Genomic DNA, 12,857 nt, shown 5'->3' with positions numbered 1-12,857 from the left:
ACCCCGGGTCCCCGGCGCCGGGAGCACTGCACGCAGGACCGCCGTGACCCCCGCTCTGGGGTCGTTGCGAAACACGACCAAGCGTCAAGATGGACGCCGGCAGCGGCATTCCCAGCCGCCTCACGGAAGAGGACTTCGATGGGTGCACCCGACACCGCGTCGTCGCGACGTCGTCTCGTCGCGCAGTTCGCGATCTCAGCTCTAATCGCGTCCGGACTCTCGGTCCTGGCATTCGCCGCACCTGCTGCGGCGGACACGTCCCCGCCGGCGGCTTCGCCCGGCACGGTCTCCTCCGACCCGCTGCCCGCGCCGCAGATCAACGGCGTGGTCTGGGACCAGGAGATCGTCGGCAACACGGTCTACGTGGCGGGCAACTTCACGAAGGCGCGTCCCGCGGGATCGGCTGCGGGCGTGAACGAGGTGAACCGCACGCACCTGCTCGCGTTCGACATCACGACCGGGGCACTGCTGCCGTGGGCGCCGACCGTCAACGCGCAGGTCCGGGTGCTGTCGGTCTCCCCCGACAAGACGCGCCTCTACGCCGGCGGCGACTTCACGACCGTGAACAACGCGACCAGGAACCGCATCGTCGCGTTCGACATCGCGACAGGGAACGTCGCGACGGCCTTCGCCGTCAACGCGAACAACCGGGTCTACGCGATCGACGCGACGAACACGACCGTGTACCTCAGCGGGCACTTCACGTCGGTGAACAGCAACTCCCGGCCGGGCTTCGCGGCCGCGGTCGCGGCATCCAACGGCGCGATCCGCCCCTGGGCGCCCGCGCTCGCGGGTGGTCGCGCCTACGCCCTCGAGGTGTCGCCGGATGAGACCAAGGTCGTGATCGGCGGCGACTTCACGACGGCGAACGGCTCGGGCAACCCGGGCTACGGCCTCGTCGCCGTGGACGCGACGGTCGGCGCGACCCAGACCGGCTGGACCGCGAACGGGCTCGTGCGCAACGCCGGCGTCGACGCCGCGATCTTCAGCCTCGAGTCGGACGGCGACAGCGTCTACGGATCGGGCTACGTGTTCGGCGAGGGCGGCAACCTCGAGGGAACCTTCCGCGCGAACTGGGCGACCGGCCAGGTCGACTGGGTCGCCGACTGCCACGGCGACACGTACTCCGTCGCCGCAGCGGGCGGGACGATCTACACCGCGGGTCACGCGCACTACTGCGGCAACCTCGGCGGGTACCCGCAGACCGACCCGTGGACCTTCTACCGCGGCATCGCGTTCTCGAAGGATGCCACGGGCCGCAACCTGCCCGACCCGTACGGCTACCCGAGCTGGACGGGGACGGCGGCTCCCAGCCTGTTGAACTGGTTCCCGTCGATCAACTCGGGCACGTTCACCGGGCAGTACCAGGGACCGTGGGATGTCGCGGCCGACAGCCGCTACGCCGTCTACGGCGGCGAGTTCACGACCGTGAACAACAAGGCGTTCCAGGGACTGGTCCGCTTCGCGGTCCGCTCGATCGCGCCGAACACCGACGGCCCGCGCCTGACCGGTGACAACTTCGTGCCGGACCTCTCGTCGCCCGCTCGCGGCGTCGTGGTCGCCAACTGGCCGGCCAACTACGACCGCGACAACGAGACGCTCACCTACCAGGTGGTGCGCGACGGGAAGACCGCGACGCCGGTGTTCGTCGCGGACCAGGCCTCGCGGTTCTACGACCGGCCGACGATGACGTTCGTCGACCAGGGCCTCACCCCGGGGCAGACCTACACGTATCGCCTCCGCGCGATCGATCCGCTCGGGAACAACGCGTGGGGCTCGACGCTCTCGATCACGGCGGCGGCCACCGGTTCGCTGAGCACGTACGCCCGGACCGTCATCGACGACCGGCCGACGTACTACTGGCGACTCGGCGACGCGTCGAGCGCGACGGGCGTCGACAACACCGTGGGCGGCGTGAACGCGTCGAAGGGCAGCGGGATCACGTTCGGCTCCTCGGGTGCGATCACGGGCGACGCCGACACCGCCGCCGCGTTCGACGGCACCGACTCGGGCCGCGCGATCTCGCAGGAGCAGGTCTGGCGCGACGACACGTTCGCCGTGGAGGCGTGGTTCAAGACCACGTCCACCTCGGGCGGCAAGATCGTCGGCTACGGCTCGGCCGCGTCGGGTGACTCGTCGTCCTACGACCGCCACATCTTCATGACCCCGCAGGGCAAGCTGACGTTCGGCGTGTACCCCAACGAGTCGAAGACGCTCCAGACCGCGAAGTCGTACAACGACGGAACGTGGCACCACGTGGTCGGCACCCTCGGCACGGACGGCATGCAGCTGTTCGTCGACGGGCGTCGCGTCGGCACCAACCCCGACGTGACGTGGGCGCAGGCCTACTGGGGCTACTGGCGCATCGGCGGCGACAACTCGTGGGACGGCGACCGCAACTTCCGCGGCACCATCGACGAGGTGGCGGTCTACCCGGCACCGCTGACGGCCGACCAGGTGGTCGAGCACTACGTCGCCTCCGGGCGCGAGCCGGCGGCCGTGCCCAAGGCGCCCGCCGACGCGTACGGCGCCGCCGTCTTCTCGGCCGACCCGACCGTCTACCTCCGCCTCGGCGAGGCCGCGGGGTCGACCGCGAAGGACGCCGGTCCGCAGGCAGCCGACGGCTCCTACGTCGGCAGCTACGCCCAGGGTGCGAGCGGTGCGCTCGTCGGAGTGGCCGACACGGCCGTCGACTTCGGCGCCGGATTCGCCACGACCTCGGCGGCGGTCTCCGGGCCGACGACCTACTCGACGGAGGCGTGGTTCAAGACCACGACCACGCAGGGCGGCAAGATCACGGGCTTCGGCAACAGCAATGACGGGCTGTCGAGCAACTACGACCGGCACGTCTACATGCAGGACGACGGCCGACTCGTGTTCGGCACGTGGACCGGGTTCACGAACACCGTGACGACCGACCAGCCGTTCAACGACGGCGCCTGGCACCACGTGGTCGCGACGCAGTCCTCCGCCGGCATGAAGCTGTACGTCGACGGCGCGCTCGCGGGCACCAACCCGCAGACCCAGGCGCAGGGCTACGACGGCTACTGGCGGGCCGGCGGCGACGTGACCTGGGGCTCCTCGAGCCCGTGGTTCGACGGCGTGATCGACGAGTTCGCGGTCTACCCGATCGCGCTCGACGCGCAGACCGTCGCGTCGCACTACGCGCTCGGCAAGGTGGTCGTGCCGAACCAGGCGCCGACGGCGGCCTTCACGAGCTCGGTGGCCCAGCTGGTCGCCCAGTTCGACGGCAGCACCTCGGTCGATCCCGACGGCACGATCGTCTCGTACGCCTGGTCGTTCGGCGACGGGCAGACCGGTGCCGGAGTCACGGCGTCGCACACCTACGCGGCGGGCGGCGACTACGTGGTCACGCTGGCGGTGACCGACGACGACGGGACGACGGCGAGCAAGACGGCGACGGTGACCGCCACCGCCCCGCCCGTCGGGCCGGCGCTGATCGCGTCCGACGACTTCGAGCGGACCCTGGGCACCGGATGGGGCTCGGCGGGGACCGGCGGCGCGTGGAACGCGCCGGCGAACTCCAGCTACACGGTGTCGAGCGGCCGCGGCGTGTTCCTCCACGGCACGGCCGGGTCGACGCGTCGGGCACTGCTCGGCAGTGTCGCCGTCACGGACTCGGTGACCCAGGTCGCCGTGACCGTCGACAAGGACGTGGCCGTCGGCCAGGTCGTCGCCGGTGTCGTGGGCCGACAGGTGGGCGCCGACTTCTACCAGGGCCGCATCCGCCTCCAGCCCGGCGGGTCCGTCGCGCTGCAGCTCGTCCGGGGTTCGTCGACCATCCTGACGAACACGACGATCGGCGGGTTGACCTTCGCAGCAGGCGACACGCTGCTCCTGAAGGTCTCCGTCACTGGAACGAACCCGACGACCATCTCGGGCAAGATCTGGAAGGCCGGCACCGCGGAGCCCGCGCTCTGGCAGTCCACGACGACGGATGCCACGGCCGCGATGCAGGCGGCTGGGTCGATCGGCCTCGAGAGCTACATCTCGGCGTCGGCGACGAACATCCCGATCACGGTCCGGTACGACGACTTCGTCAGCCGAGCATCGCAGTGACGGTTCGATGACCGATTCGCAGGGCCGCGGCCGCACCTCCTTCGGGGGGCGCGGCCGCAGCCGTGCGATCCCGGCTGAGGCGGGCGAGCGACGCAAGCGTGCGGGCGCCGTCGGCGCCGTGGCCTCCCAGGGGATGCAGGCGCTCGCGAGCTTCACCATCCAGGTGCTCGTCGCGCAGACCCTCGGCTTCGACGGACTCGGTGCGTTCGCGATCCTGTACGGCACGATGCAGATCGTGTCGGCCGTCGCGGGCGGCTTCGTCGGGGACGCCTACGCCGTCCTCGATCGGCACGATCGGGCGATCCGGTCCGCGCTCGAGCAGTTCGCGATCGCGATCCCCGTGCTGTTCGCGACCGCGGTCGCGGTCGCACTCGTTGCGTCCGGACTCGTCGAGCCGGCGGTCGGGATCGCGGCCTTCCTCGCGACGAGCCTGTTCGCGGTCGAGGAGCTCGTCCGGCGGTTCCTCATGGCCTCGCTGCGGTTCTGGCGGGTCGTGGTCGTCGACGCGGTCGCGTTCGCGGTGGCGATCCTCGTGCTGCTCGGCAGCTGGCTGATTGGCGAGCCGAGCCTGTTCGGCTTCGTGGCGGCGGTCGCCGCCGGGCAGTTCGTCGCCGCGATCGTGGGGATCGTGCTGCTGCCGAAGGGCGAGCGGCGCGTCGTGCCGTTCGTCCGCGGCGGCTACCGCGAGGTGTTCCGCTACGGATCCTGGCGGGCCGGGCAGCAGGTGCTCCGTCCGGCGATGCTGACCGCGATCCGCGCGGTGGTCACGCTCACCGCGTCGCTCGCCGCGGTCGGCATGATCGAGGCCGCGCGCACGTTCGTCGCGCCGTTGACCCTGATCGTCAGCGGCTTGGGCTCGTTCCTGTTCGTGCACTTCGCGCACGACCGCGAGGCGTCGCTCGCGGGGAAGCTCCGCAGCGCCGACCGTGCGGTCGTCGCGCTCGTCGGACTCATCGTGGTCGGCGGCGCCGCGATGCTGCTCGTGCTGCCGTGGCTCGGGCCGCTCCTGTTCGGCGAACCGCTCGATGTCGTGACCGTGATCGGGTGGATCGCGTTCTCGACGTCGATCGCGGCGGTCGCGCCGTACGGGTCGCTCGCGTCCGTCGCGGGGCGGCAGGGCTGGCTGTTCGGCATCCGTGCGATGGACACCGCGCTGGCGGTCGTCCTGGCAACCGTGCTGCTCGTGTCCGGCGGCGACCCGGCGTTCGTGCCCGCCGTCCTCGCCATCGCCCCGATCCTGGGCGGCATCGCGGTGCGGACCTTCCTCCTCGTGCCGCTCGTCCGCCGGGAGGCGTCGCAGATCCCGGCTATCGTCGAGTCGTGATCTCCACGACTGCTTCGTCCTCGGCGCGGGTGCGCGCCCTCATCGTCGGCGGCGCGCGGTGAGCGCCGCGGGCGAGTCCCGCCGGCCCCGCCGCGCCGGGCGGATCGTCGGGGGCGCCCTGGCCGGGCTGCTCGTGGTGGTCGTGCTCATCGGCGTGGTGTTCCTCGCGTGGGCGCACACCCTGTTCATGGGGGAGCGGCCTGCGGCGCTGGACGCCTGGCGGGACGACGCGGTCGAGATCCGCTCGATCGGTCCCGGTCCCGCCGACGGCTTCATGATCACGCCGTCCGAACCGTCCGGCGACGGACTCGTGTTCCTGCCGGGCGCTCGCGTGGATCCCGCGGCCTACCTGTGGAAGCTGAGCGGCGTGGCCGAGGCATCCGGGCTCACGATCGTGGTCCCGAAGCTGGCGCTCAACCTCGCCTTCTTCGACACCAGGCCGATCGAGGCCTACACCGCGTACGCGCCCGAGGTGTCGAACTGGTACGCGGGCGGGCACTCGCTCGGGGGCGTCCGGGCCTGCCAGCTCGCGGGAGCGGACGGTGCCGCGGAGGCGGGCGTCGTCGGCGTCATCCTCTTCGGCAGCTACTGCGCGAACGACCTGTCGGATTCCGGGCTGACGGCGCTCACGCTGGCCGGCGAGTTCGACGGGCTGAGCACGCCGGAGGACATCGAGGCGTCCGCCGGCAACCTGCCGGACGACGCGGTGACCGTGCTGCTCGAGGGCGTCAACCACGCGTCGTTCGGCGACTACGGACCGCAGCCGGGCGACGGCACGGCCACCGTCGACAGCGACACCGCGCGCGACGAGATCGCGACGGCCGTCGCGGACGCACTGGCCGACTGACCGGGCGCACCCGCGAACTCAGGCGATCGGCGGCTCGAGCGCCGAGACGATCGCCTGCCCGAGCTGCACGGGCTTGGTGAACTGCGGCCAGTGGCCGGTCGGCAGGTCGATGTAGGAGACCTGCTCGACGCCCGCGAGTTCGCTGACCCACGGGAGCCCGGCGCCGACCGCCTCGACGAGCACGGCGCTCGGGAACTCGCAGCAGATCACGGTGATCGGCACGCCGTACCGGCGCTCGTCGTGCAGGCGGAGGCCCTCGGTCGCGGCCGCCTTCGGGATCGGGATCGCGCGGGCGCGGAACGCCGCACGCAGGTCGTCGTCGAGGTCGACGAGGTCCTCGTCGAGGAAGACGGACCAGTCGGGCAGCGGGACCTCGTCGCCGAGGACCGGAAGCTCGTCGTTGATCGGGACCCCGTCGGCCTGCGGGCCCGCATCGACGTAGACGACCCGCTCGATGCGGTCGGGCCGAGCGTCCGCGACGCCGTGCGCGACCGCGCCGCCGCCCGAGTGCCCGACGAGCGCGATGGGCCCGTCGAGGGCGTCGACCCGATCGGCGACGGCCGCGACCCAGTCGGCGAGCGTGATGCCGGCACGGTCGGCGTCGGGTGACTCGAGGCCGGGGAGCGTGACGGGGTGGACGCGATGGCCCGCTTCGACGAGCAGCGGGGTCACGTCGTCCCACGAGGAGGCGTCGAGCCAGAAGCCGGGGATGAGGATGACGTCCATTCCTCGACGCTAGTCCCGGCACCCGACATCCGCCGCGGTCCCGATCCGCTCCCGGTCGCGAGCACGACGATGCCCGCGGCGAGCACCGCGAGCCCGACCCAGGCGGCCGGCGCGAGCTGCTCGCCGAGCAGCAGCACGCCCAGCAGGCCCGCCGTGAGGGGCTCGGCGAGGGTGAGCGTGGAGACGGTCGCCGGCGCGAGCCCGACGAGCCCGAAGCCGAACAGCACGTACGCGAGCGTCGTGGTGACGAGCCCGAGCCAGAGCGCCATCGCGGCGCCGCCGGGTTCGGCGAGCCACGAGGCATCCGTCGCGGCCAGGATCGGCAGGGCGACGATCGCGGAGGTCCCGAACAGGGCGCCCATGCTCGTGTTCGAGCGCCACCCGCGGTCGATGAGCGCCTTCGCGGCGAGCGTGTAGACCGCGTACGAGAGGCCGGCGGCGACCGATGCGGCGAGCCCCGCGGGGTCCGCGCCGGTCGAGGCATCCGCGCCGCCGCCCGCGCCGCCGCCCGCACCGTCGCCGGTGCCGCCGCCGGCGGCGAACGCGAGGATCGCGACCCCGCTGGTCGCGATCGCGGTCGCGACCAGCCAGCGGTGCCCCGGGTACCTGCGCCGGGTGAGCCAGTCGAGCGCGCCCGTGAGGACGGGTGCGCTGCCGAGCGCGACGACCGTGCCGATCGCGACGCCGTTCGCGGCGGTGCCCGCGAAGAAGGCGGGCTGGTACGCGAGGATGCCGAGCGCGCCGACGGCGACCAGCAGCCAGGACGGGAGCCGGCGGCGGGTGCGCGGGAGCGCCCGGCCGGCCGCGTCGGCCGCGTCCCGGCGGCGGGTGCACGGCCTGTCGACGGGCGCCGTCGCCCGTGCGCGCCGCCGCGCGGCGAGGGCCTGCGCCCCGGCGATGAGCGCGAGCGCGCCGCCGCCCACGACGAGGCGCGCCGCCCCGATCGAGAGCGGGTCCGCGTCGGGCCCGAGCGCCTGGGCGGTGCCCGTCGTGCCGAAGCAGACGGCGGCCAGGAGGACCGCGAGGACGGAGCGCATGGCCCGTATTGTTACACAATCCTTGGGAATCGGCAGCCTGTGCCACACTGTGCGCAGGTCGGGGGACGGGCGGACGCGGACGGGGGCTCGGTGAGCGGGATCACGACGGATGCCCCACGCGGACTCACGGCCGCCGACGTCGCCGAACGCGTCGCCGACGGCCGCGTGAACACCGCGGCGGATGCCTCGAGCCGGAGCATCTGGAGCATCCTCCGCGCGAACGTCTTCACGCTCTTCAACGCGATCGTCGTCACCGGCTTCACCTTCCTCTTCCTCCTCGGCCGCTGGCAGGACGCGCTCTTCGGCTTCGCCGCGATCACGAACGCGGTCATCGGCGTGGTCCAGGAGTACCGGGCGAAACGCTCGCTCGACCGGCTCGCACTCCTGCACGCTCCCCGCGCGCGTGTACGCCGCGACGGCGCCGAGCAGGAGATCGCGATGCAGGACGTCGTGGTCGACGACCTCCTCGTCGTCCGCAGCGGCGACCAGGTCACCGCCGACGCCGAGGTCCTCGACGCCGTGCGGCTCGAGGCCGACGAATCGCTCCTCACGGGCGAGTCGGAGCCGATCGACAAGGCGACGGGGGACCGGCTGCTGTCGGGCTCGATCATCGTCGGCGGCGACGGGCTCGCCAGGGTCACCGCCGTCGGCGCCGACGCGTTCGCCGCGAAGCTCACCGCCGAGGCCAAGCGCTTCTCGCTCGTCAACTCGGAGCTCCGCAGCTCGATCGACCGGATCCTGCGCTGGATCACCTGGCTCATCTTCCCGATCGCCCTCATCGTCGTGAACGCGAACATGCAGGCCGCGGGCGGCTGGGAGGCGGCGTTCGCGTCGGGCGCATGGGAAGAGGCGGCGACCGCGTCGATCGCCGCGGTGATCGCGATGATCCCGCTCGGACTCGTGCTCATGACCAGCATCGCCTTCGCGGTCGGCGCGGTGAAGCTCGGCGCGCACCAGGTGCTCGTCAACGAACTGCCCGCGGTCGAGGGCCTCGCGCGCGTCGACATCATCTGCCTCGACAAGACCGGCACGATCACGACCGGCGAGATCCGGTTCGATGCGGCGCATCCGGTCGGCGAGGACCTGCCCGAGGGCTGGCGGTGGGCGCTCGCGTGGATGGCCAGGGTGGCCGACGCGAACGCGACCGCGCGGTGCATGGCCGCCGAGTACGCCGAGCTCCCCGACCTCGACCTCGCCGCGCGCGTCGAGTTCTCGTCGGCGCGCAAGTGGAGCGCGGCGGCCTTCCGCGGCCGGGCGGCCGGGACCTGGGTGCTCGGCGCGCCCGAGTTCGTGCTCGCGGACGCGGACGCGGACGCGGACACGGCGGCGAGCGCGGACGCGGCGGCGGGCGCGGACGCGGCGGCGAGCGCGGGCGGGAACGGGACCCCGGATGCCCCGGCCGGGCCCGGAGCCCGCCCCGCGGCCCTCCGCGCACGGGCCCTCGCCCTGGCATCCGACCTCGCCGCATCCGGCCGGCGCACCCTCCTGCTCGCCTGGTCGCCGGCGGTCGTCGCCGACGAGGACGCCGCCGAAGCGCGCCTGCCCGAGCAGCTCGCGCCCGTCGTGCTGCTGACGTTCCGCGAGGTCGTCCGGTCGGACGCCGCGGCGACGATGTCGTACTTCGCGAAGGAGGGCATCGGGGTCCGCGTGATCTCCGGCGACAACCCCCTCACGGTCGCGGCCGTGGCGCGCGAGGTCGGGCTCGACGCCGGCGACGGCTTCGACGCGCGGGCGCTGCCCGCCGACGTCGACGAGCTCGGCGACCTGCTCGAGCAGCGGCTCGTGTTCGGTCGCGTGAGCCCGTCGCAGAAGCGCGAGATGGTGCGTGCGCTGAAGGCGAAGGGGCACACCGTCGCGATGACGGGCGACGGCGTCAACGACGCCCTCGCGATCAAGGACGCCGACATGGGCATCGCGATGCAGTCGGGGTCGGCGGCGACGCGCGCCGTCGCGCGCATCGTGCTGCTCGACTCGAAGTTCTCGCACATGCCGGGGGTGGTCGCCGAGGGGCGCCGCGTGATCGCGAACATCGAGCGCGTCTCGATGCTGTTCCTCTCCAAGACGTCGTACGCGATCACGATGTCGGTCCTGTTCGGCATCCTGCTCTGGCCGTTCCCGTTCCTCCCCCGGCAGCTCTCGGTCACCGACGGCCTGACGATCGGCATCCCGGCCTTCCTGCTCGCGCTGCTGCCGAACAGCCGCCGGTACGTCCCCGGGTTCCTCCGGCGCTCGCTGTCGTTCGCGATCCCGTCGGGCCTCGTGGTGGCCCTCTCGATCGCGATCGTCTCCGGCCATGCCAGGTACCTCGGCGAGCCGGAGACCGCGGTGCGCACGGCGTCGATGGTCACGCTCGCGCTGATCGGGCTCTGGATCCTCGTGGTGCTGTCCCGGCCGTTCACCTGGATCAAGGCCGGCGTCGTGGCCGCGATGTACGCGGGCCTCGCGCTCGTGCTCGTCGTCCCGATCGCGCAGCAGTTCCTCGAGCTCGAGTGGCCGGCGGTGGACACGATCATCGACATCGCGATCGTGGTGCCGGTCGCCTGCGCGGCGATCGAGGGCATCGGCTTCTGGCACCGACGGCGGTTCGGCACGGCGTCGGAGATCGTCGAGCCCGAACGGCAGCGGCGGCGACGCGCCGGCTGATCCGGCCGGGGCATCCGCTTCGTTTTCCGCCGTCGCGGGGAGATCCGCCATACTCGCTTGGGGCGATGAGCGAGGAGGAGCATGCGCGCGGTCCGCTACACGGAGTTCGGTGCCGAACCCGAGGTCGTCGAGGTCGATCGTCCCACCTGCCCGCCGCGCGGCGCGGTCGTCCGCGTCCGCGCCACCGGGCTCTGTCGGAGCGACTGGCACGCCTGGCAGGGGCATGACGACACCGTCGCCCTCCCGCACGTCCCCGGTCACGAGTTCGCGGGCGAGATCGTCGAGCTCGGCTCCGAGATCCCGGCCGACAGCGGATGGGCCGTCGGCGACCGCGTGACCGCGCCCTTCATCTGCGCGTGCGGTCGCTGCCTCGAGTGTCTCGGCGGGAACGAGCAGGTCTGCGACGCGCAGGAGCAGCCCGGCTTCACCTACTGGGGCTCGTTCGCCGAGGAGGTCGTCGTCCACGAGGCCGCGCTCAACCTGATCCGCCTGCCGGACGAGCTCGGCTTCGTCGAGGCGGCCTCGCTCGGCTGCCGCTTCGCGACCGCGTACCGTGCGGTCGTCACGCGCGGCCGACTGCAGCCGGGCGAGCGGATCGCGGTCCACGGCTGCGGCGGCGTCGGCCTGTCCGCGATCATGATCGCGGTCGCCGCCGGCGTCGAGACCTACGGCGTGGATGTCTCGGACGCCGCGCTCGCCGCGGTCGAGCGGCTCGGCGCGATCCCGGTGCGCGGCGGCGAGGGTGCCGCGCAGCGCGTGCGCGAGATCAGCGAGGGCGGCGTCGAGCTGTCGATCGACGCGTTCGGCAGCCCCGAGACGTCGCTCGCGAGCGTGCAGAGCCTCCGCAAGCGCGGCCGGCACGTGCAGATCGGTCTCATGGTGGGGGATGCCGCGTCGGCGCCGATGCCGATGGACGCCGTGATCGCGGGCGAGCTCGAGCTGCTCGGCAGCCATGGCATGGCCGCGCACGAGTACCCCGACATGCTCGGCGCGGTCGCGAGCGAGGCGTTCCGGCCGATCGAGCTCGTGGGCCGGACCATCCGCCTCGACGACGTGCCGACCGCGCTGGCCGCGATGGGCACGGCCGGCGGCTCGGGGTCGGGGATGACGGTCGTCGAGCTCTGACGGGTCACGGCGCGCGTTCGGACGCGCGGCGGATGTCTGCCGGCGGCGGACGGGGCGTCGTCATCGGGCGTCAGACGGACCGGCCCGCGCCGTGCCCGACGCCCGCAGCGTGACCCGCGCTTTCGTCGCGTGACGCGGGGTGTCGAAACATGACCGCGCATCGGATCGGGCGACTCGACTCGGTCCATGATCGCTTGGACAGCTGCTCGCGCCGACCGCACGGTCGGCGCGGATCCGTCCCGGCGCCCCTCCGGTCGCCCCCGAATGAAAGGGAACGCATGACCGTCGAATCCCTCACCGCCCACGAAGGTCCCGCAGCGGCGGAATCCGGCGAAGCGACTCCCGCAGCGGCACTCGTCGTCGAAATCCCCGAGGTCGCCGCGTGGGACGAGCCCGCCGGCCTCACCGCCCGCGGCACGGTCGTCGTGCTCGGCGGACGCGGGGAGACCCCGGCCGTCTATGCGCGCTTCGGGTCCCGCATCGCCGCCGACGCGTACCGGGTGCGCGCGCTCGGCGATGCCGCCGTCGACACCGACGCGATCCGGGCCGCCGCCCTCGCGCTCCTCGCCGATCCGGAGCTGCCCGCACCCAAGGTGCTCGTCGGCTCGGACGCCGGCGCCGCGCTCGCGCTCGAGCTCGCCGCGGGCGAGGCACGGGTCGACGCCCTCGTGATCGCCGGCCTCCCGACGTCCGATGCCGCCCCCGAGGACATCGCGGGGCGCACCGCCTGCCCGGGCCATCAGGGCGTGCTCGCCCGCGAGACCACCGTCGACGGCCGCGACCGCACGCTGCCCGCCGAGCTGCTCGGGATCACCGCGAGCGCGGTCGCCGTCCCGGTGCTCGCCGTGCACGGGTCGGACGACCCCGTGAGCCCGGTCGCCGCCGCGATCGAGACGATCCGCCAGGCGCCGCGTGCCGAGGCGCACGAGGTCGCGGGCGGCCTCCACGACATCCTCAACGACGTCAGCCACCGTTCGGTCGCGGCCACCGTCGTGCTCTTCCTCGAGCGGGTCCGACTCTCGGGCACCGCTGCGGCCATCGTGCGCCGCGTCGAAACCGGAACGGAGTCCTGAAC

8 protein-coding genes are annotated in these 12,857 nt (G+C 72.9%); 6 read left to right on the top strand and 2 right to left on the bottom strand.

Annotated features, from left to right (window positions below; genetic code table 11):
- The first annotated feature begins 138 nt into the window (after positions 1–138).
- The 3 genes from ACDF64_RS02100 to ACDF64_RS02090 are packed head-to-tail and all read left to right on the top strand — an operon-like array spanning position 139 to position 6,251.
- A complete protein-coding gene (locus tag ACDF64_RS02100) occupies positions 139–4,080 on the top strand; it encodes a LamG-like jellyroll fold domain-containing protein (protein ID WP_394553141.1) in 3,942 nt (1,313 codons plus the stop codon).
- Between the two features lie 7 nt (positions 4,081–4,087).
- Positions 4,088–5,404, top strand: a complete 1,317-nt coding sequence (locus ACDF64_RS02095; RefSeq protein ID WP_394553140.1) for a lipopolysaccharide biosynthesis protein — start codon at positions 4,088–4,090, stop codon at positions 5,402–5,404.
- A 58-nt stretch (positions 5,405–5,462) separates the two neighbouring features.
- Entirely contained in the window at positions 5,463–6,251 is a 789-nt protein-coding gene (locus ACDF64_RS02090) for an alpha/beta hydrolase (protein ID WP_394553139.1), read from the top strand.
- A gap of 18 nt (positions 6,252–6,269) precedes the next feature.
- Here the strand turns inward: ACDF64_RS02090 and ACDF64_RS02085 are convergent, their stop codons facing one another.
- The gene (locus ACDF64_RS02085) at positions 6,270–6,977 is read right to left on the bottom strand and encodes an alpha/beta fold hydrolase (protein WP_394553138.1); all 708 of its coding nucleotides are present in this window, start codon (positions 6,975–6,977) and stop codon (positions 6,270–6,272) included.
- A complete protein-coding gene (locus ACDF64_RS02080; protein WP_394553137.1) occupies positions 6,920–8,014 on the bottom strand; it encodes an EamA family transporter in 1,095 nt (364 codons plus the stop codon). The genes ACDF64_RS02085 and ACDF64_RS02080 overlap by 58 nt, the downstream gene beginning before the upstream one ends.
- Before the next feature lie 90 nt (positions 8,015–8,104).
- Here ACDF64_RS02080 and ACDF64_RS02075 point away from each other — a divergent pair, with 90 nt between their 5' ends.
- From ACDF64_RS02075 to ACDF64_RS02065, 3 genes are all read left to right on the top strand, one after another.
- On the top strand, positions 8,105–10,657 hold the full coding sequence (locus tag ACDF64_RS02075) for an HAD-IC family P-type ATPase (RefSeq protein WP_394553135.1): 2,553 nt from the start codon (positions 8,105–8,107) through the stop codon (positions 10,655–10,657).
- 81 nt (positions 10,658–10,738) lie between these two features.
- Entirely contained in the window at positions 10,739–11,782 is a 1,044-nt protein-coding gene (locus ACDF64_RS02070; protein WP_394553134.1) for a zinc-dependent alcohol dehydrogenase family protein, read from the top strand.
- A gap of 278 nt (positions 11,783–12,060) precedes the next feature.
- The gene (locus ACDF64_RS02065; RefSeq protein ID WP_394553133.1) at positions 12,061–12,855 is read left to right on the top strand and encodes an alpha/beta hydrolase; all 795 of its coding nucleotides are present in this window, start codon (positions 12,061–12,063) and stop codon (positions 12,853–12,855) included.
- Positions 12,856–12,857 lie beyond the last annotated feature (2 nt).

Origin of the sequence: Agromyces sp. MMS24-JH15, assembly GCF_043518605.1 — a bacterium.
In the GTDB taxonomy this organism is placed as follows: Bacteria; Actinomycetota; Actinomycetes; order Actinomycetales; family Microbacteriaceae; genus Agromyces.
Note: the sequence above shows the minus strand (reverse complement) of the source record. Positions and strands in the feature narration are given on the sequence as shown.

What these genes read in the sequence shown, in the direction of transcription:
- ACDF64_RS02100 (WP_394553141.1), top strand. Translation starts at nt 139, where the DNA reads ATGGGTGCACCCGACACCGCGTCGTCGCGACGTCGTCTCGTCGCGCAG.
- ACDF64_RS02095 (WP_394553140.1), top strand. Translation starts at nt 4,088, where the DNA reads ATGACCGATTCGCAGGGCCGCGGCCGCACCTCCTTCGGGGGGCGCGGC.
- ACDF64_RS02085 (WP_394553138.1), bottom strand. Translation starts at nt 6,977, where the DNA reads ATGGACGTCATCCTCATCCCCGGCTTCTGGCTCGACGCCTCCTCGTGG.
- ACDF64_RS02080 (WP_394553137.1), bottom strand. Translation starts at nt 8,014, where the DNA reads ATGCGCTCCGTCCTCGCGGTCCTCCTGGCCGCCGTCTGCTTCGGCACG.
- ACDF64_RS02070 (WP_394553134.1), top strand. Translation starts at nt 10,739, where the DNA reads ATGCGCGCGGTCCGCTACACGGAGTTCGGTGCCGAACCCGAGGTCGTC.
- ACDF64_RS02065 (WP_394553133.1), top strand. Translation starts at nt 12,061, where the DNA reads ATGACCGTCGAATCCCTCACCGCCCACGAAGGTCCCGCAGCGGCGGAA.